The sequence below is a fragment of the Methylobacterium sp. Leaf106 genome, assembly GCF_001422895.1.
Lineage (GTDB): Bacteria > Pseudomonadota > Alphaproteobacteria > Rhizobiales > Beijerinckiaceae > Methylobacterium > Methylobacterium bullatum.
On sequence record NZ_LMNB01000001.1, the window covers coordinates 294,426 to 312,800 of the forward strand.

An 18,375-nucleotide genomic window follows, 5' to 3' on the forward strand; every position below is an offset into this window, starting at 1 on the left:
AAGAAATTGCCGCGCTACTGCGTCGAGGACGTGGACCGGTACGGCAAGGTGCGGATCTATCTGCGCCGGCCGGGCCAGAAGAAGATCCGGCTTCACGGCACGCCGTGGGCGCCCGACTTCATGCGGGCCTATGCCGACGCGCTCGAAGGGGTTGTGGTAGCCGAGCCCGCGAGGATGGACGAGGTTGGGCCGGGGACGTGGCGCGCGCTCTGTGTCGCCTACTTCGCCTCATCGGAGTTCGCCCGGTACGACGTGATGACGCGCAAGCGCCGGCGCTCGTCGCTGGAGGCTACCTTCGCCGAGAAGCCCGATCCGAAAGGCCGAGCGACCTATGCGGAGTTTCCTGTGCATAGGATGACGTCCGCCGCGATCCGCCTGCTTCGGGACAGGAAGGCCGACACGCCCGAGGGAGCGAATAATCGGCTGAAGGCGATCCGGGCGGTGTTCAAATGGGCGAACAAGCCCGACGTCCAGGCCGCATCGCACGACCCGTCGAAAGCCGTACAGCGCATCCAAAATGTAACCGACGGGCACCATACGTGGACCGAGGCCGAGGTGAACCGGTTCATCGACAAGCACCCCATCGGCACCAAGGCGTACCTCGCCCTGTGCCTGCTGCTCTACGGCGGCGGCCGGCGCTCCGACGTGGTGCTGTTCGGGCCGCCCCACATCCACGTCGAGAACGGCGAGAAGTGGCTGACCTACACCCAGCACAAGGGGCGCAACAAAAACCCGATGAAGATCCAGGTGCCGATCCTGCCGGAGCTAGATGCGGCAATCGGCAGCACGGCTTTAGGGGCTGAGACCTTCCTCGTCACCTCGTTCGGCAAGCCGTTCACCTCGAACGGGTTCGGCAACAAGATGAAGGAGTGGTGCGTCGAGGCCGGCCTTCCGCACTGCTCGTCCCATGGACTGCGAAAGGCGGGGGCAACGCTGGCCGCCGAATCAGGGGCAACGGTCAACCAGATGATGGCGATCTTCGGCTGGCGGACGAGCGACATGGCCGAGCTCTACACCCGTAAGGCCGAGCAAAAACGCCTCGCCGGCAAGGGTATGAGCCACATCAAATTCGTTCGCAGCGCGATCCAACCTGATGACCACCATAAGATAGGATTGGACTTTCAGGAATAATAAGCCAATACTTTCAATGCCACTTAACAGAAGGTGGCGACCCCGGTTGGGCTCGAACCAACGACCTGCCGCTTAGAAGGCGGCTGCTCTATCCAGCTGAGCTACGGAGTCGGGGTGCCGCGCCCCGTCTAGCACCGCCCTCCCGACCTGTCATTAGCCTCGGGCGAACCCTGGCTTCACACGGCGAGAGCCTGCCGGAGGAAGCGACGACGTGCGTTCGGTCGCCTCGGCGGGGGGCGGTCTGGGATCCCGCAGCCTCAGCGACCTCGGGACCGGGCTAGGATGCCGCGCAGGCCTTCCGCTTATCGTCGGCTCTACCTGGGCAAGCTCGCGCAGCGGAAGTCCCGTGAGAGACGGTCGGACAAGAGGTCCGCTATGAGCCTGCAAGGCTATAGGCCGACACAGACGGTGCGTCTTCGGCCGGGGGAACTCATCGACGGGACTCGTAATCGACCTCGCCGAGGCGGCGGGTGCCCTCCGAGGCCGTGACCGAGACGATAAAATCGAACGACCCGACAGCGCGGCCTCCTTGCCAGAGGTCCCGAATCCGCATCGCCGAACTTCCGGCAGACCTCTCAGCAGCAGCGCCGGCCTTCCCCGGCCTCAGCGAGTAGACTGATGGTACAAGGCCAAACCAGCAGTCGATAATGAAACTGCCATGCATCTTACGATGACCGATCGTCAGCTCTCACCACAGCCGCTCATATATTCAGCAAAGCTGTCCAGTCACGAGAAAGCCCACTCCCGGCATCGCGCTGGGAGTGGGCTTTCTCGTCACCGATTGGATACATCCGACGTCGCCCAAACAGGCGCCGTCGGACGGGCATCAGGCCGCCTGCTTCTTGCGGGGGCCACGGCGCTTCTTTTCGGGCGGGGCGGCGACGGCTTCCTCCTCCGGCTCGCTCACGACCTCCTCGGGCGCAGCCTTGGATACGGGGGATACGGTCTTGCGGCGCTGCTGACCGAGACCAAGGGCGCGAGCCAATTCTGAACGCTGTTCGGAATAGGCAGCCGACGTCATCGGGTAGTCCGGCTGCAGGCCCCATTTGGCCCGATACTGTTCGGGGGTCAGACCGCGGAGTGTGAGGTGCCGCCGAAGCGTCTTGTACTGTTTGCCGTCCTCGAAGCTGACCAAGTAATCCGGCGTCACGGAGCGGCGGATTTCCTGTGGTGTCGCCTTCGGCGGGCCGGTCTCAGCGGCAGGTGCGCTGCTCGTGCTCACCGAGCGGATGGCCTCGTGCACATCGCTAAGGAGCTTAGGCAGTTCGGCGCTCTGGACGTGATTGTTGCTGACATACGCGGAGACGATATCCGCGGCCAAGGTGATGAGACGGGCTGAGTCGGTGTCGGATTCACTCATGATATTCGCGCCATCGGTTCGCTATGTTGATACTGTACGCTAGCCTATGCTCCGTTCGCGCGTGTAGCAAGATGTTATTGAAAGAAATCCACTGGTTTACGGATCAATCGTTCAAATATTTCGCGTGTTCGCCGTCTGCGAGCCCCACATCCTTGGTTGCGCATACGTTTGGAGGGTGAAGCGAACAGAATTTACCGAGTGTTCTGCCGCATTAGAGCGTCACGGAAGCCCGCTCAACATGGGGTCCAGCGAAGGACGGTATGAAGAACTTTGCCACCGGCGCGAGGCATCGGTAAAAACGGTCTCAACCAATCATTGCAGATTTTTCGGCCTCGGAAGCCCAGGCGGTCGAGCCTAGCGTTCATGCGAGTCGATCCCAATTGCGGATATGTTTGACAGCGGTCCGTGGGCGGGCACCGTGCGGTCGCCAGCCGCGATCGTCGCTCGCTCTTTGGCGGTACTTCCGTTCAAGTGTCCGTCAGAACGCTCCCCTTCCAACACTTGCCGGTCTACAAACGAGTCGGCCACATAACGCTTGGCAGCCCTCGAATCGCGATGATCGTGGTCTATGCCAGCAGATTGCACGGAGTCTGCGATGATGTGTACTCTCATAAAGTCGTATGTATGCTCTCCCTCTAATGTTTTAAGCTGAGGCGACAGATGGCGCGGCAGGTGTGTTTGTAACTCTTTCGCCAAAAATCGTCTCCACCACCGGATAAACGATCATCTTGTCACAGGACGGAGAAAGGCCAATCGGCCACGGTCAGAGAATCACCAGTGGATCCCGCTTCTCTTGTCAAAAGTGAATGAACCGCCTCTCTCACACAGTCATCAAGCATCGACCCTTAACTTGATCGATGATAAATAGTTCCTCGGCTGCGCATTTAAACCGTTTTTTTAAACAATAAAATCGATCGGTCTTGCGAGCTTCGATGTCGAATTTTGCAAAATAATTCGGTCGTCACTGGTCTCTCGGCATCAGAAAGCCGGGCTGTGACTGGAGGTGACGGTGGGCAGCCTCGCTGGAACGCGATCGACAGGCGTTAGCGGTGCCCCAATAGGCTGGCACCGATGCAATTCAAGCGCGCGGAGATGGCGGGGACTGGGCGTTCGCAGGAATAGCTCGGCGCGAATCGGGAGACGGCTTCCGCGATGGGCGGAAGACATTGCTGTGCCTCTTCTGGATAATAGGATCGTGCTTTCCCGGTGCGCGACCGGTTGCATGCTACGGGCTGATCCCCGCGCAGACCCTCGATGATGGTGCTGAACGACCCAGTGGCGGTCGTGATCCCGGCCCCTGGAATCGCGACGTGCCGTCGTCGCGCGAGGTCATCATCGCGAGGGGCGGGAACGTAGCGATTGGGCGGATTGGGGCATGTCCGGCACCGGGGACATGACGTGATTCGACCTCTTCCCCAATCCGCGTCGCGATATCAATCCAGACCGAGCATGAGGCCGATATTCTGCACGGCGGCACCCGATGCGCCTTTGCCGAGATTGTCGAGCCGGGCCACGAGCAACGCATGAGCATGGTCAGGCGTACCATAAACCCGTAATTCGAGGTGATCGCTGTCGTTCAGAGCTTCGGCGTCCGGCTTGTCGTCCGGGTTGGTCCGAACCACGGTCACCATCGTGCTTCCGGCATAATGCGCAGCGAGGGCCGCTTGCAGCGCAGCAGCATCCGGATGCCCCGGCAGGGTATCGAGGTGGAGTGGGATACTCACCAGCATGCCCTGGCGGAAGTTTCCCACGGACGGGATGAAGATCGGCCGCCGGGTCAGGCCGCCATAGACCTGCAGTTCCGGCAGGTGCTTGTGAGCAAAGCCGAGACCATAGAGCTGAAAAGCCGGTGCCTCTCCGGCCTCATATGCCTCGATCATGTTCTTGCCGCCGCCGCTATAGCCGCTGACCGCGTTGACGCTGATAGGCGTATCGGGCGGCAGCAATCCAGCATCGACCAGTGGCCGCACGAGAGCGATGGCCCCGGTGGGATAGCAGCCGGGATTCGCGACGCGCCGCGCCTCGCGGATCACTTGTGCCTGACCGGCATTCAATTCGGCAAAACCGTAAGCCCAGCCCGGGCTGATGCGATGGGCGGTGCTCGCATCCAGGATGCGGGGTCCGCCATTGGGCATGCCATCGGCCAAGGCCACCGTTTCCTTTGCCGCATCGTCGGGCAGGCAGAGAACGACGAGATCCACATCCGCCAGAAGGGCGCGTTTGACCGCTATGTCCTTGCGGCTCTCGTGCGGGATGCTCTTCAGGGAAACACGGCCCTCGCGCTCCAGGCGTTCGCGAATGCCAAGGCCGGTGGTGCCTGCCTCCCCATCGATGAACACTGTAGGCTTTGCCACTCCGCTTTCACTCATTCCAAAAGTCCCGTTCGTCTCGCCTGGGATGGGAGCCGCCATGCGCGTTTGCGAGGTGGAGGCTGCGGCCTCTCAAGTCAACATCGCGGTTTTACGACGTTTCCGGCTGCGCCGCCTGTATCGTGTTGCTTTCTCACGGATTGATGACACGCCGTCCACCGGGAACCGGCCCCCTCGGTGCAGGTTGATCGCACGGAAACAAGCATAGGCTCGAACGATGGCGGCCAGCGCTGAAAAGACCGACCCTAAACTATGGGACAGGATCAAGTCCGAGGTGACCGCTTCCGACAAGGGAGGCAAGGCTGGGCAATGGTCAGCCCGCAAGGCCCAGGCGGCAACGAAGGCTTATAAGGAGGCCGGAGGCGGCTACAAGGGCAAGAAATCCGACGAGAACAGCCTGACGCAATGGTCGAACGAGGAATGGGATACGAAATCCGGCAAGCCCAGCGGTAAGACCGGGGAGCGCTATCTTCCAAAGAAGGCCCGCTCATCCTTGTCGAAGGACGAGTATGACCGCTCCACGAGAAAGAAGCGCGCGGACACCAAGGACGGCAAGCAGTTCTCCAATCAGCCAAAGGATGTGGCCGAGAAATCCGCGGCCGCTAGGAAGGCCGGGACCAAGCAAGGAAGGGCGTCCGGCGGCCCGACGAAGGCGGAGCTGATGCAGAAGGCCAAGTCCGCGAACATTCGTGGCCGGTCAACCATGTCGAAGGACGAACTCGAAAAGGCGCTCCATGTCGCGTGACCGCATGGCCATGCGGATGCCCAAGCTCGTCTTCCATATCCGTTTTGAACGGAACTGAACCGCGCGGAGTTCTGCCCCAGACATCACCCGCCGTTCAGGATTTTGCCTAGATGATCGCCAGACCCGTCGTTCTCAGCCTATGTCTCGCCCTGTCACCGACGGGAGCCGTCGTCGCGCAGATCATCGAAGCGCCGGCCGGTATCGGTACCGTCCCGTCGAGCCGCGGCGAGGCTATGACACCGGAGGGTGGACGCAGCCAAGCGCCGTCGAGCGCGGCAGTACCAGCCAACGGATCTACGGAAAAATCTCGTGCCAGCCAGGCTCCTGTCGGTGGTGCGGGCGTGGCAACGGGCACGTCGTCCGGCGCGGGCGTCGGCACCGGCATCGGCGGCCCGCCCGGAACCGGGGCCCTGCCGGGCACCGGCGGGACCTCGGGCGGCCCGGGCGGGATCAATCGCTGACCTGACCGGCACATCCGCACCGCCGCCCTTCCGCAATTCTGAAACTCGAAAGGCTACGCTATGCCTATCCACGCGACGCTCGTTTTCGCAGGTCTCGCATCTTTCACGGTTCTAGCGACTGGCGTGGGTACGGCCGAAGCATCGTGCCTGCGACAGGTCACCAACCGGTCCACATTCACCCTGGTGGTGGGCCAGGAGGGTAGTCCCACCGTGACGGTTCGCCCCGGCACCTCCAGATCGATCAGGCTCGATGGACCGGCCCCTGTTGATGTCTCGGGCTATTGCGGCGGAGGGCTGCGCGGTGGCGTGCCCCTCGGACAACCTGTCCTTCGACGAAGCTTCGCTGTGACCGCCGTGAAGGACCGCTGCTTCTACCAGGTCGGCAATGGCTTCTTTGAGCGTGAGCTTGGTCCGAGCTTTTTCCCGCGTGAGGATGCCGGCGCTTTTGCCCTCAATAATCCGCGTCAGGGAGATCTCGCACTCGGTCCGTCGACTGACGCCTGCGCCGCCATCCGCTAAGCGACGAGCTGGAACGAGAAAGGCCCGCATGATGGCATGCGGGCCTTTCTTCATAGAGCCTCTTACCCAGGAATCAGTAAGCAGCGACCTTCCGGTTGATGACGAGCGCGCTCAGGGTCGCGACCGCGCCGGACAGGAGATAGACGCCGACCCAGGCCAGGCCGAACCGGCTCGACAGGCTGAGTGCCACGAGCGGCGCGAAGCCGGCTCCGATCAGCCATGCGAGGTCCGAGGTAAGCGCAGCGCCGGTATAGCGGTAGCGCGTCCCGAGATTCTCGGTCACCGATCCGGAGGTCTGGCCGTAGGAGAGGCCGAGCAGACCGAAGCCGACGAGGACGTAGATCGTCTGACCGGTCTCGCTATCACCAAACAGCAGGGGCGCGAGGATGCTGGCGAGGCTGAACAGGCCGATGAGGCTCGCTGCGATTCCCACCAGTCTGCGCCGGCCCACCTGATCCGCCACGATTCCCGAGATCACGATCGCGCCAGCAAAGACGATGGACCCGACGAACTGCACCAGCAGGAACTCGCCGGCCGAGCGTTTCGTGAACAAGGTGATCCAGCTGATCGGGAAGATGCTGACGAGGTGGAACAGCGCGAAACTCGCCAGCGGCACGAAAGCGCCGATGAGGACGGTCCGGCCCTGTGCGCGAATCATCTCCCAGACCGGGGTCGGGGCGAGTTCACGGGTCTCGAGCAGCTGAGTGAACTCCTCCGTCGCGACGAGGCGAAGCCGGGCGAAGAGGGCGACCACGTTCACCGCGAAGGCGACGTAGAACGGATACCGCCAGCCCCAATCCAGGAAGTCGTCCATGGTCAGATTGGCGAGGAAGAACGAGAAGAGGGCACTGGCGAGCCCGAAGCCGATGGGCGCTCCGAGCTGCGGGATCATCGCGTACCAGCCCTTGCGATCGCTGGGGGCCTTGATCGACAGGAGCGACGCCAGGCCGTCCCAGGCTCCCCCGAGGGCGAGCCCCTGCCCTATCCGGAAGGCAGCGAGCAGCCAGATCGAGGCCATGCCGATGCTGTGATAGGTCGGCAGAAAGGCGATCGACACCGTAGAGCCGCCGAGCAGGAACAGGGCGATGGTCAGCTTCACACCCCGCCCGTGCCGCCGGTCGATCTCCATGAAGATCACCGAACCGATGGGCCGCGCGACGAAGGCGAGGGCGAAGAGAGCGAACGCGTAGAGCGTCCCATCCAGCGCCGGCACGAACGGGAAGAAGACCTTCGGGAAGATCAATACCGAGGCGATGCCGAAGACGAAGAAGTCGAAGAACTCCGACGTCCGGCCGATGAGGACGCCGACGGCAATGTCGCCGGGGGCGACTTCGGGTTCGGTAGCGCCGGCCCGGGCACCTGTGCTCAGATGCGGCGGGGTCTGCAACGCGTAATCTTGGCTCATGGACGGCCACATTCGCTGCTTGAAGGGTGGGAGGACACGCCGCACTTGGCGCGCCCCTGTGTTCCGATTATGAAGGCTTGTTGCACTGCGGCAAAGCGATGCAACGGAACGTTTCGCGGATCGCTATGGCATATTGTCCGCGATTGATGCTCCCCTTCTTACTGCCTCTCGTCAGAGAAATCAGCTATGCTCTAAACGCCCGGCTGATTGAAGCCGCAGGCCCTTGCCAGGGCGCCTTTGCACTGCGCAGGAGAAGCCCGTATCGAACCGGTGTCGCGGTAAGCGGTCCGGTCCGAACCGCCGCTTCTCGTAAACCAGATGTTTCCTCCCGACGTTCCGTCCACGGACGTCTCACTGCAGCCGGTCGGATGTCATCCAGATCCTTGCGCGCTCTCGCTATCCTGCCTCTCGTGGCCCTTCTGTCGGGCTGCAACATGGTCGTCATGCAACCCGCGGGCGACATCGCCACGCGCCAGCGTGACCTGATCGTTGCCTCGACGGGGCTGATGCTGCTGATCATCTTACCCGTGATCGCATTCACGCTCTTCTTCGCCTGGCGCTACCGTCAGTCGAACACCGAAGCCGAGTACGATCCGGACTGGCACCACTCGACGCAGCTCGAGGTGCTGATCTGGTCCGCCCCGCTCGTGATCATCATCGCCCTTGGCGCGCTGACCTGGATCAGCACGCATACGCTCGATCCCTACCGGCCCCTCAGCCGCATCGACGCCTCGCGGCCCCTCTCGCCGGATGTGAAGCCGTTGACCGTGGAGGTCGTGGCCCTCGACTGGAAATGGCTGTTCTTCTACCCCGATCTCGGCATCGCCACGGTGAACGAGCTCGCGGCACCGGTGGATGTACCGATCAACTTCAAGATCACCTCGGCCTCCATGATGAACTCGTTCTTCATCCCGGCGCTGGCGGGGCAGATTTACGCCATGGCCGGCATGGAGACGAAGTTGCACGCCGTCATCAACAAGGCTGGCGTCTATGAAGGCTTCTCGGCCAATTACAGCGGCGAGGGCTTCTCGCGGATGAACTTCAAGTTCCACGGCGTAACCCAGGAAGGGTTCGACCAGTGGGTGGCCAAGGCGAAAGCCGAAGGTAAGGAGCTCACCCGCGACGCCTTCATCGCACTGGAAAAGCCGAGCGAGCGTGAGCCGGTGAGCTACTACTCCTCCGTCGCGCCAGGCCTCTACAATGCGATCCTCAACATGTGTGTCATCGAAGGTAAGATGTGCATGGGCGAGATGATGAGCATCGACTCCAAGGGCGGCGCCGGCAAGGAGAGCCACGCCAACCAAGAGCGACTCCGCTACGACAACCGTCATGCCGTCCGCGGCGAGGAGGCGCAGGGTGCGACGTTCCCTGCCTCCGAGAAGAAGCCGCGTACCCAAGAGGTCGACCCCGCCAAGGGGCATGACCACCACGACCATTCCGGGCCGGACACGAAGCAAAGCGACCCCGCCCCGGCTCAATTGAACCGCTAGGCCGACGCGATGACGCGCGGCCTTCGGGACAGGCGCGTTACGGCGACGGCACCACTAAATTGAACCCATGAGAGACGGGTACCGAGTCGATCGGTACGTCCCCTCGCCGACAACCGGGAACGAAGCGATCCCATGTTTGCCAATCTCGATCTTCAGAAGCTCGTCTTCGGGCGCCTGACTCTCGAAGCCATCCCATATCACGAGCCGATCCTGCTCGTGACCTTCATCGGCGTCGCCATCGGTGGCGTCGGGCTTCTGGGCCTCATCACCTACATGCGCTGGTGGGGTCCGCTGTGGCGCGACTGGTTCACCTCCGTCGACCACAAGAAGATCGGCATCATGTATGTGGTGCTCGCCCTGGTGATGCTGCTTCGCGGCTTCTCCGATGCGCTCCTCATGCGTTCGCAACAGGCCATGGCGTTCGGTGCCAACGAAGGCTATCTGCCGCCGCATCATTACGACCAGATCTTCACCGCCCATGGCGTGATCATGATCTTCTTCGTGGCGATGCCCCTGGTCACCGGCCTGATGAACTTCGTCGTGCCGCTGCAGATCGGCGCCCGCGACGTGTCGTTCCCGTTCCTCAACAATTTCAGCTTCTGGATGACCGTTAGCGGTGCCGCGACGATCATGGCCTCGCTGTTCGTCGGCGAGTTCGCCCGCACCGGATGGCTCGCCTATCCCCCGCTCTCCGGCCCTGCCGGCAGCCCGGGCGTGGGCGTCGACTATTATATCTGGGGTCTCCAGATCGCCGGTATCGGCACCCTGCTGTCGGGTATCAACCTCATCGCCACCATCGTGAAGATGCGTGCCCCCGGCATGACGATGATGAAGATGCCAATCTTCACCTGGACCGCCCTCTGTACGAACATCCTCATCGTCGCCGCCTTCCCGATCCTCACGGCCGTTCTCGCGCTGCTCTCCCTCGACCGCTACGTGGGCACGCACTTCTTCTCGAACGACCTCGGCGGCAACCCGATGATGTACGTGAACCTCATCTGGATCTGGGGTCACCCGGAGGTCTACATCCTGATCCTGCCGGCCTTCGGCGTCTTCTCGGAGATCGTCTCGACCTTCTCCGGCAAGCGGCTCTTCGGCTACGCATCCATGGTCTACGCCACCGTGGTCATCACGATCCTGTCCTACCTCGTCTGGCTGCACCACTTCTTCACGATGGGCTCGGGCGCCTCCGTGAACTCGTTCTTCGGCATCACGACGATGATCATCTCGATCCCGACGGGGGCGAAGCTCTTCAACTGGCTCTTCACCATGTACAAGGGCCGCATCCGCTTCGAGGAGCCGATGCTCTGGGCCATCGGCTTCATGGTGACCTTCACCATCGGCGGCATGACCGGCGTTCTGCTCGCCGTGCCCCCGGCCGATTTCGTGCTGCACAACAGCCTGTTCCTCATCGCCCACTTCCACAACGTCATCATCGGCGGCGTTCTGTTCGGCATGCTGGCCGGCATCACCTACTGGTTCCCGAAGGCCTTCGGCTTCCGGCTCGACCCGTTCTGGGGGAAGATGTCGTTCTGGTTCTGGCTCTCGGGCTTCTACTTCGCCTTCATGCCGCTCTACGTCCTCGGCCTGATGGGCGTGACCCGCCGCGTCCAGCATTTCGACGACCCGTCGCTGCAGATCTGGTTCATCATCGCTGCCTTCGGCGCTGGTCTGATCGCACTCGGCATCCTCTCCTTCATCATCCAGCTCGTGGTGAGCTTCATGCGGCGCGAAGCATTGCGTGACCACACCGGCGATCCGTGGGGCGGCCGGACCCTCGAATGGTCGACCTCCTCCCCGCCGCCGGACTACAACTTCGCCTTCACGCCGGTGATCCACGACCACGATGCGTGGTCGGACATGAAGCGTCGCGGCTATGCGCGACCGCTCAAGGGCTTCCGTCCGATCCACATGCCGAAGAACACCGGTACGGGCATGATCCTGGGTATCCTCAGCATCGGCTTCTCGTTCGGTATGATCTGGTACATCTGGTGGCTTGCGGCGCTGACCTTCATCGCCATGGCCGTCGTCGCCATCGGTCACACGTTCAACTACAACCGCGACTTCTACATCTCGGCCGACGCCGTCATCGGTACCGAGACTGAACGGACGCGGATGCTCGAAGGTCGGGTCTGAGAACCATGGCGTCGCATTCCCCCACCCTCGCCAAGGACGGCGAGGCACCCTCCTTCTACATGGAGGAGGATCACCATCCCGAAGGCGGCACCATGCTCGGCTTCTGGATCTACCTGATGAGCGATTGCCTCATCTTCGCGGCCCTGTTCGCCACATACGCCGTTCTCGGTCGCAACTATGCGGCAGGTCCGTCCCCGAAGGACCTGTTCGACCTGCCGCTGGTGGCGCTGAACACCTCGATGCTGCTGTTCTCCTCCATCACCTATGGCTTTGCCATGCTGGAGATGGCCAAGGGCGAACAACGGCGGATGCAGCTTTGGCTCGGCGTGACCGGCCTGTTCGGCCTCGCCTTCATCGGACTCGAACTCTACGAGTTCGCCCACCTCATCCATGAGGGCGCCGGACCCCAGCGTAGCGCCTTCCTGTCGTCGTTCTTCACGCTGGTAGGCACCCACGGCCTGCACGTGACCCTCGGCCTCGTCTGGCTCATCGTCCTGATGGTTCAGACCGAACGGAAGGGCCTGATCCCGGAGAACCAGCGGCGCCTTCAGTGCCTGTCGATGTTCTGGCACTTCCTCGACGTCATCTGGATCGGCGTCTTCACCTTCGTCTACCTCATGGGAGTGCTGCAATGAGCGCCGCCAGCCAGTCCGCCCATGCCGCTGACCATGAAGAGGACGTGAAGGGCCACGGCGACCAGAGCGGTCATGGCTCCTTCAAGGGCTACGTCACCGGCTTCGTGCTCTCCGTCATCCTCACCGCCATTCCGTTCTGGCTGGTGATGGGCGATGTGCTTGGAAACCCCCGTTTGACCGGCCTCGTTATCATGGGCTTCGGCGTCGTGCAGATCGTGGTCCACATGGTCTACTTCCTGCACATGAACACCAAGTCCGAGGGTGGGTGGACGATCCTGGCATTGATCTTCACCCTGACGTTGGTGGTGATCACGCTCACGGGCTCCGTCTGGGTGATGTATCATCTAAACACCAACATGATGCCGATGACGCCGACCAGCCTCCATCAGCACCATTAGCGCATCGCCCCGGAACGGTATCCTGTTCGCTAGACAGACGATGCGACACCGGAAGCCCATGGCCCTGTCCCGGATGCGAAACCCGCGGCGGGGCCATGGCTTTTGTGCCGACCCGCCCCGATGAATACGGGTAGGTCCTCGCAACGCGCGACGCCGACGCTTGCCGCGATCGGCGTCCTGACACTCGTGGCCGTAGTGGCTTTCGCGGCACTCGGGACATGGCAGGTGCAGCGCCGCGCGTGGAAGCACGACCTGATCGCCCGGGTCGACGCGAGGATCCAAGCCGATCCGGTCCCCGCGCCAGGGCGCGCTGCCTGGCCCGCGCTTGATGTCGGGACAGACGCCTACAAGCGCGTCGTCGCCACCGGGACCTTCGCATATGACCGGGAGACCCTGGTCCAGGCGGTCACGGAACTCGGCGGCGGTTTCTGGGTGATGACGCCGCTGGTGGGGGCCGATGGTTCCAACATCCTTGTCAATCGCGGCTTCGTTCCGGCGCAGATGCGCGATCCCGCGACCCGCGAGATCGGTCGGCGGGCGGGTGAGGGCCGCGTCACTGGTCTGCTGCGCTTGTCCGAGCCCGGTGGCGGTTTCCTCCGCCGCAACGACCCCGCTGCCGATCGCTGGTACTCGCGCGATGTGGCGGCCATCGCCGCTTCGCGTGGCCTCGGCTCGACCGCGCCTTACTTCATCGATGCCGATGCGGAGCCCAATCCCGGCGGGTATCCCGTGGGCGGGCTCACCGTGGTCGCCTTCAGCGACAACCACCTCGTTTACGCGCTGACTTGGTATGCGCTCGCCATCATGGCGGCGGCCGGTGGCGCTTATGTGATCCGCGACGGGATGCGCCGACGCGACGCCTGACCGGTCAGCCCTCCTCCGGAACCCAGCCGATGGACTGCCGGAGGAATCCCATGCCGAGGGCGAGGAAAGCGGCCGTCTCGGAATTGTCCTTGCCATAGCCGTGGCCGCCGGCCGCCGGCTCGAAGAAGGCCGGGTCGTACCCGAGATGGCGTAGCTTCTCCGCCATCTTGCGGGCATGCCCGGGATGGACGCGGTCGTCGCGTCGCGTCGTGGCGATGAGGATCGGCGGATAGGGCTTGCCCGCTTCCGCTGTGTGATAGGCCGAGATGGCGCCGAGGAAACTCCAATCCGCCTCCACATCGGGGTCGCCGTACTCGGCGATCCAGCTCGCGCCCGCCAGGAGCTTCGAATAGCGCCGCATGTCGATGAGGGGGATCGTGCAGAACAGGGCGCCGAAGCGCTCGGGGTAGCGGGTCAGCATGTTGGCGATGAGGAGGCCGCCATTCGAGCCGCCCTGCGCGGCGATGCGCTGGGGTTTCGTGACGCCGCGCGCCACGAGATCCGCCGCCACCGCCGCGAAATCGTCATGCGCCAGCGCCTTGCCCTCGCGCCGGCCGGCCTGATGCCAGCGGGTGCCGAACTCGCCGCCGCCCCGGATGTTGGCGACGACGCCGATGCCGCCCTTCTCCAGCCAGAGTTTGCCGAGCACGGCCTGGTAGGTGGGAAGCAGCGAGATCTGGAAGCCGCCATAGGCTGACAGATGCACGGGCGTGTCACCGCTCGCCTCGGCGGGGCCGACCTGGACGTAGGGGATACGCTCGCCGTCCACCGAGACGGCCTCGTGGCGGGTGACCGTCAACCCCTTGGTGTCGAAGGCCGATGGCGTCGTGCGCAGGATGGTGGGAGCCGAGAGATCGCCGGGGATCGACAGCAGCGTCGGCGGCGTCAGCGGATCTTGAACCATCGCGAGCAGAGACCCGTCCGACTCGCTCGGCTCGGAATCGAAGGGCCAGACGGACACGCTGCCGATCTCCGGCAGGCCCGGAAGGCCGAGGCGGTTCCAGCCGCCCTCCTCCGGTTCGAACACGCTGTAGGACGGGCGCAGATCGTCCAGGGCATCGACGATGAGGCGCGGTCCGGCCCAGGACACGTTCTGCAGCGCCCTGCGGTCGGAGGGCGTCCACAACACGGTGAAGGCGCGATCCCCGTCGAGGAAGGCCGGTAGGCCGATGGCCAGGACCGTATCGGGCACGTGGAGCGCGCCGCCGATGCTCCAGTCCGAGCGGGTCCGGATGACGAGATGGTCGCCGTGGAGGGAGATTTCGGCGTCGGTGGGGGCATCGATGCGGTGGGTCGGCCCAGTTCGGTCACCGATATGCAGGATGCCGTCGAAGAAGCCGGTGCGCTCCATGAATACCACGCGCTCGGAGGGCGCGGCGTGGTCGACCTCGCCCCACAGGCCCATATTCTCGGGAGCGGTCTCGAACAGGATGGTGGCCGCGAGCGGGTCCTGGCCGCGCGTCCAGAGCCGGACCGTGCGCGAATAGCCGGAGCGGGTGGCCATGCCCTCGCCGAGGGCGCTGGACAGGATCAGCGTGTCGCGGTCCAGCCAATCCGCCCCGCCTTTCGCCTCGGGCAGGGTGAAACCGTCGGCGACGAAGCTGAGCGTCGGCAGGTCGAACTCGCGCAGGATGGTGGCGTCGCCCCCTCCCCGGCTCAGCTTCAGCAGGGCGCGGTCATGGGTGCCGGGGATGAGCGTCGCCCCGCCCCAAACCCAATCCACGCCTTCGGTTTTCGCCAGCCCGTCGATGTCGAGGAGGGTCTCCCAGGCGGGGGTGCCGGCGCGGTAGGAGGCCTCGTCGGTGCGCCGCCACAGGCCGAGGGGATGCTCGGCATCGCGCCAGACGTTGTAGAGGAGATGTCCGCGTCGTGACACGAGGGGGATCTTGTCAGGCCGGTCGAGGATGGCCTTCACCGCCTCGCGGTCGCGCTCCATGACAGGGTCGGTGAAGCGGGCCAGCGTCTCGGCATTGCGCGCCTCGACCCAGGCGACGGCGTCTTCACCCTCCACCTCTTCGAGCCAGAGATGGGGGTCGTCATCGGGTTCGGCGCGGGTGGGGCGGGGGTCGAAGGTGGGTGTCGTCGGCTGGCTCATGCCCTGAAACTAGGGCGATTCCACCGGAATGGCGACGGCTTCCGAGCGGAATCGGACCCCCCTTTCGACCGGTACGCGACGGGTCTTCGCGCGAATCCCTAACCCTCGAGCGTTCCCCAGCTCGGCTTCCAGGCGCTCTGCGGATCGATGACCACGATTTCCATGCCGCCCTCGTTGGCCACATGGACGGCGATGCCGAAGGCCTGGGCGATGGGGAGCACCCCGGTGGTGCTGAACTGGCGTCCGTCGGCGAGCTTCACTTCGCCCTTCACCTCGTCGCCGGCCTTCGACAGGCAGAGCGTGACCGCGGTGACGACGGGGGCGTGAACGCGCCGGAAGACGTTGGGCATCGAGTGACCTTCGGACTGTGTCGCGACAAACGAAAAGGGCGGCACGAGGCCGCCCTTTCCAAAAACCGATTGAACCGAAACGCTCAGCGCTTCGAGAACTGGAAGCTGCGGCGAGCCTTCTTGCGGCCGTACTTCTTGCGCTCGACCACGCGGCTGTCGCGGGTCAGGAAGCCTTCGCGCTTCAGCGGCGCGCGGAGCTCCGGCTCGTAATAGGTGAGCGCCTTGGACAGGCCGTGGCGCACCGCGCCGGCCTGGCCGGAGAGACCGCCGCCATGCACCGTGACCGTGATGTCGTACTGATCGACGCGGTTGGCGATGGTGAGCGGCTGGCGCAGGATCATGCGCAGCACGGGGCGGGCGAAGTAGGTCTCGACCGTGCGGCCGTTGACCACCACGGTGCCGTTGCCGGGCTTGATCCAGACGCGGGCGACCGCGTCCTTGCGCTTGCCGGTGGCATAGGCGCGGCCTTGGGCGTCGAGCTTCTGAACGTGGACGGGAGCCGCGTTCTCGGGATCTTCGACGTTGGCGCGGTTCAGGTCGGAGAGGGACTGGAGGGTCGCCATGATCAAGCGCTCACGTTCTTGCGGTTGAGGCTGCCGACGTCGAGCGCCTGCGGCTGCTGGGCGGTGTGGGGATGCTCGGTGCCCTTGTAGACCCGGAGGTTGCCCATGATCTGGCGGAACAGCGGTCCACGGGGGAGCATGCGCTCCACGGCCTTCTCGACCACGCGCTCGGGGAACCGGCCGTCGAGGATGAACTTCGCGGTCCGCTCCTTGATGCCGCCCGGGTAGCCGGTGTGGTGGTAATACACCTTCTGCTCGCGCTTGCGGCCGGTGAACTTCACCTTCTCGGCGTTGATGACGATGACGTTGTCGCCGCAATCGACGTGGGGCGTGTAGGAAGGCTTGTGCTTTCCACGCAGGCGCATCGCGATGATGGTGGCGAGCCGGCCGACGACCAGACCCTCCGCATCGACGATGATCCACTTCTTGTCGACGTCGGCGGGCTTCAGAGAAAAGGTCTTCATCCCGTGGCGTTCCGTATGATGTCTTGCAAAACGATGCGCCGCCACGTGAGACACGCAGCGGCGTTGGAGGCTGCAATACGGGGCTGCGGATGAGTCGTCAAGGCATTTCGGGTGAGCGGAATCGGCAAAAACCGTAAGCGGATGAAGCATTTCGGGGCTGAGGTATCAGGATACCGCATCCTTCGCGCTCCCCTCCCACCCGCGACCTCATCCTGAGGCGCCCGCGCCAGCGCGCCTCGAAGGAGCCCTCCAGCCATCTTGCGTGATCTGGACCCCTCCTTCGAGGCCTCCGCTGCGCTGCGGCGCCTCAGGATGAGGTGGATGGGTGGGAATGGCCGGGTGCTTCGGCGGGTTCGAGAATGGGCACGTCGCCATCGGTCAGCCAGATCGGCTGAAACGTGAGGAAGCTTGACTGTCGGGGGCTGGGCTATCCGGCCCCCCCTCTCCCCGCACGCGGGGAGAGGATCACAGGCACCTTGTCGTGCCTGTGATGAGCGGAGCGATGGTGAGGGGGCGTCGCCGGAAGAGGCTCCCCCGGAACCGCCCCCTCGCCCTCGGCTGCCGCCTCGACGCGCCGACGACGGGGTCGTCGCGTCCCTCTCCCCGCGCGGCGGGGAGAGGAGATGCTCACGGTGGGCGAGGATTTCGCGCGGACTGGCAGCGTCGGTTGGTTCCCCACTTGTCAGGATGCGCACTTCCCCTCTCCCCGCATGCGGGGAGAGGATCACAGGCACCTTGTCGTGCCTGTGATGAGCGGAGCGAGGGTGAGGGGGGCGTCGCCGGAAGAGGCTCCCCCGGAACCACCCCCTCACCCCCGGCTGCCGCCTCGACGCGCCGACGACGGGGTCGTCGCGTCCCTCTCCCCGCGAGCGGGGAGAGGGGATGCTCACGGCGGACCCACAGAGGGGGGAGGGTCACGTGCTCACCGCTCCGGCGGGATCGAGTACGTCCCCGTGGCGTGGCAGACGAGGTCGTCGGAGCCGGTGGCGAAGAGGCGTGCCTCCCCCACCGCGAGGCGCTTGCCGAGCTTGAGGAGCGTGGCCTCGGCGACGAGGCCGGTGGGGCCGGGTTTGCGCAGGAAGTTGAAGGAGAGGTTCGTCGTCACGGCGAGGCCCACCGGGCCGATATTGGCGAGGATCGCCGCGTAGAGGGCGTAATCGGCCAGCGCCATCATGGCCGGGCCGGAGATGGTGCCGCCGGGGCGCAGGAAGCGCTCGTGATGGTCGAGCCGCATCCGCGCGGAGAGCGGACCCACCGATTCGAGGTGGAAGGCCGGCCCGTCATGGTTCATCTGCGGGAAGTCCCGCTCCAGAAAGGCGAAGGTCTCAGGCAGGGTCATGGCAGTCGTCATGGCTCGCCTTGCAGCACGGGGCGCGATGACGGACAAGTC

General features: G+C 64.1%; 17 protein-coding genes and 1 tRNA gene. 9 read left to right on the forward strand and 9 right to left on the reverse strand.

Translation table 11 applies throughout. The features are described 5' to 3' along the window. Positions 1–30: 30 nt before the first annotated feature. Positions 31–1,131: a tyrosine-type recombinase/integrase gene (locus tag ASF34_RS01550; RefSeq protein WP_162240024.1), complete on the forward strand. Its 1,101-nt coding sequence runs from the start codon at positions 31–33 to the stop codon at positions 1,129–1,131. A gap of 34 nt (positions 1,132–1,165) precedes the next feature. On the opposite strand, the gene ASF34_RS01555 is transcribed toward ASF34_RS01550, so the two are convergent. The 3 genes from ASF34_RS01555 to argC all read right to left on the reverse strand — a co-directional run bounded on the left by ASF34_RS01555 (position 1,166) and on the right by argC (position 4,860). Continuing rightward, positions 1,166–1,242, reverse strand: a tRNA-Arg gene (locus tag ASF34_RS01555). 715 nt (positions 1,243–1,957) lie between these two features. Further along, the gene (locus ASF34_RS01560) at positions 1,958–2,491 is read right to left on the reverse strand and encodes a MucR family transcriptional regulator (RefSeq protein WP_056158029.1); all 534 of its coding nucleotides are present in this window, start codon (positions 2,489–2,491) and stop codon (positions 1,958–1,960) included. Positions 2,492–3,924: 1,433 nt separating this feature from the next. Further along, entirely contained in the window at positions 3,925–4,860 is a 936-nt protein-coding gene (argC, locus tag ASF34_RS01565; protein WP_056158033.1) for an N-acetyl-gamma-glutamyl-phosphate reductase, read from the reverse strand. Positions 4,861–5,077: 217 nt separating this feature from the next. Between argC and ASF34_RS01570 the strand changes: the two genes are divergently transcribed. The 3 genes from ASF34_RS01570 (at position 5,078) to ASF34_RS22620 (ending at position 6,585) form a co-directional block, all read left to right on the forward strand. After that, positions 5,078–5,605, forward strand: coding sequence for a hypothetical protein (locus tag ASF34_RS01570; RefSeq protein WP_026175764.1), 528 nt, complete (start codon positions 5,078–5,080; stop codon positions 5,603–5,605). 110 nt (positions 5,606–5,715) lie between these two features. After that, positions 5,716–6,066: a hypothetical protein gene (locus ASF34_RS22615; RefSeq protein ID WP_156465600.1), complete on the forward strand. Its 351-nt coding sequence runs from the start codon at positions 5,716–5,718 to the stop codon at positions 6,064–6,066. Between the two features lie 345 nt (positions 6,067–6,411). Further along, complete coding sequence (locus tag ASF34_RS22620; protein WP_156465601.1) at positions 6,412–6,585, forward strand: hypothetical protein; 174 nt, start codon at positions 6,412–6,414, stop codon at positions 6,583–6,585. Between the two features lie 73 nt (positions 6,586–6,658). On the opposite strand, the gene ASF34_RS01580 is transcribed toward ASF34_RS22620, so the two are convergent. Beyond that, positions 6,659–7,990, reverse strand: a complete 1,332-nt coding sequence (locus ASF34_RS01580; RefSeq protein WP_018042806.1) for an MFS transporter — start codon at positions 7,988–7,990, stop codon at positions 6,659–6,661. A 368-nt stretch (positions 7,991–8,358) separates the two neighbouring features. On the opposite strand from ASF34_RS01580, the gene cyoA reads away from it, so the two are divergent. The 5 genes from cyoA to ASF34_RS01605 all read left to right on the forward strand — a co-directional run bounded on the left by cyoA (position 8,359) and on the right by ASF34_RS01605 (position 13,513). Continuing rightward, positions 8,359–9,480 (forward strand): ubiquinol oxidase subunit II, encoded by a 1,122-nt coding sequence (cyoA, locus tag ASF34_RS01585; RefSeq protein ID WP_056158040.1) that lies wholly within the window; start codon positions 8,359–8,361, stop codon positions 9,478–9,480. A gap of 132 nt (positions 9,481–9,612) precedes the next feature. After that, complete coding sequence (gene cyoB, locus ASF34_RS01590; protein ID WP_018042804.1) at positions 9,613–11,616, forward strand: cytochrome o ubiquinol oxidase subunit I; 2,004 nt, start codon at positions 9,613–9,615, stop codon at positions 11,614–11,616. 5 nt (positions 11,617–11,621) lie between these two features. Then, positions 11,622–12,251, forward strand: a complete 630-nt coding sequence (gene cyoC, locus ASF34_RS01595; RefSeq protein WP_056158042.1) for a cytochrome o ubiquinol oxidase subunit III — start codon at positions 11,622–11,624, stop codon at positions 12,249–12,251. Further along, positions 12,248–12,649, forward strand: a complete 402-nt coding sequence (gene cyoD / locus ASF34_RS01600) for a cytochrome o ubiquinol oxidase subunit IV (protein ID WP_018042802.1) — start codon at positions 12,248–12,250, stop codon at positions 12,647–12,649. The genes cyoC and cyoD overlap by 4 nt, the downstream gene beginning before the upstream one ends. A 120-nt stretch (positions 12,650–12,769) precedes the next feature. Continuing rightward, positions 12,770–13,513 carry an SURF1 family protein gene (locus ASF34_RS01605; RefSeq protein WP_056158044.1) on the forward strand — a complete coding sequence of 248 codons (744 nt, stop codon included), beginning with the start codon at positions 12,770–12,772 and terminating at the stop codon, positions 13,511–13,513. 4 nt (positions 13,514–13,517) lie between these two features. On the opposite strand, the gene ASF34_RS01610 is transcribed toward ASF34_RS01605, so the two are convergent. The 5 genes from ASF34_RS01610 to ASF34_RS01630 form a co-directional block, all read right to left on the reverse strand. Next, on the reverse strand, positions 13,518–15,608 hold the full coding sequence (locus ASF34_RS01610) for a prolyl oligopeptidase family serine peptidase (RefSeq protein WP_056158047.1): 2,091 nt from the start codon (positions 15,606–15,608) through the stop codon (positions 13,518–13,520). A gap of 98 nt (positions 15,609–15,706) precedes the next feature. Continuing rightward, positions 15,707–15,958 carry a hypothetical protein gene (locus ASF34_RS01615; protein WP_056158050.1) on the reverse strand — a complete coding sequence of 84 codons (252 nt, stop codon included), beginning with the start codon at positions 15,956–15,958 and terminating at the stop codon, positions 15,707–15,709. A gap of 83 nt (positions 15,959–16,041) precedes the next feature. Further along, positions 16,042–16,521, reverse strand: coding sequence for a 30S ribosomal protein S9 (gene rpsI / locus ASF34_RS01620; protein WP_026175762.1), 480 nt, complete (start codon positions 16,519–16,521; stop codon positions 16,042–16,044). A 2-nt stretch (positions 16,522–16,523) separates the two neighbouring features. Beyond that, positions 16,524–16,985, reverse strand: coding sequence for a 50S ribosomal protein L13 (gene rplM / locus ASF34_RS01625; protein ID WP_018042797.1), 462 nt, complete (start codon positions 16,983–16,985; stop codon positions 16,524–16,526). 922 nt (positions 16,986–17,907) lie between these two features. Further along, positions 17,908–18,324, reverse strand: coding sequence for a PaaI family thioesterase (locus ASF34_RS01630; RefSeq protein ID WP_443136514.1), 417 nt, complete (start codon positions 18,322–18,324; stop codon positions 17,908–17,910). Positions 18,325–18,375 lie beyond the last annotated feature (51 nt).

Bases quoted from the DNA above. Each gene is read 5' to 3' on its own strand.
- ASF34_RS01560 (WP_056158029.1), bottom strand. From the start codon at position 2,491: ATGAGTGAATCCGACACCGACTCAGCCCGTCTCATCACCTTGGCCGCG.
- argC (WP_056158033.1), bottom strand. From the start codon at position 4,860: ATGAGTGAAAGCGGAGTGGCAAAGCCTACAGTGTTCATCGATGGGGAG.
- ASF34_RS01570 (WP_026175764.1), top strand. From the start codon at position 5,078: ATGGCGGCCAGCGCTGAAAAGACCGACCCTAAACTATGGGACAGGATC.
- ASF34_RS22615 (WP_156465600.1), top strand. From the start codon at position 5,716: ATGATCGCCAGACCCGTCGTTCTCAGCCTATGTCTCGCCCTGTCACCG.
- ASF34_RS01580 (WP_018042806.1), bottom strand. From the start codon at position 7,990: ATGAGCCAAGATTACGCGTTGCAGACCCCGCCGCATCTGAGCACAGGT.
- cyoA (WP_056158040.1), top strand. From the start codon at position 8,359: ATGTCATCCAGATCCTTGCGCGCTCTCGCTATCCTGCCTCTCGTGGCC.
- cyoB (WP_018042804.1), top strand. From the start codon at position 9,613: ATGTTTGCCAATCTCGATCTTCAGAAGCTCGTCTTCGGGCGCCTGACT.
- cyoC (WP_056158042.1), top strand. From the start codon at position 11,622: ATGGCGTCGCATTCCCCCACCCTCGCCAAGGACGGCGAGGCACCCTCC.
- cyoD (WP_018042802.1), top strand. From the start codon at position 12,248: ATGAGCGCCGCCAGCCAGTCCGCCCATGCCGCTGACCATGAAGAGGAC.
- ASF34_RS01605 (WP_056158044.1), top strand. From the start codon at position 12,770: ATGAATACGGGTAGGTCCTCGCAACGCGCGACGCCGACGCTTGCCGCG.
- ASF34_RS01610 (WP_056158047.1), bottom strand. From the start codon at position 15,608: ATGAGCCAGCCGACGACACCCACCTTCGACCCCCGCCCCACCCGCGCC.
- ASF34_RS01615 (WP_056158050.1), bottom strand. From the start codon at position 15,958: ATGCCCAACGTCTTCCGGCGCGTTCACGCCCCCGTCGTCACCGCGGTC.
- rpsI (WP_026175762.1), bottom strand. From the start codon at position 16,521: ATGGCGACCCTCCAGTCCCTCTCCGACCTGAACCGCGCCAACGTCGAA.
- rplM (WP_018042797.1), bottom strand. From the start codon at position 16,985: ATGAAGACCTTTTCTCTGAAGCCCGCCGACGTCGACAAGAAGTGGATC.
- ASF34_RS01630 (WP_443136514.1), bottom strand. From the start codon at position 18,324: ATGACCCTGCCTGAGACCTTCGCCTTTCTGGAGCGGGACTTCCCGCAG.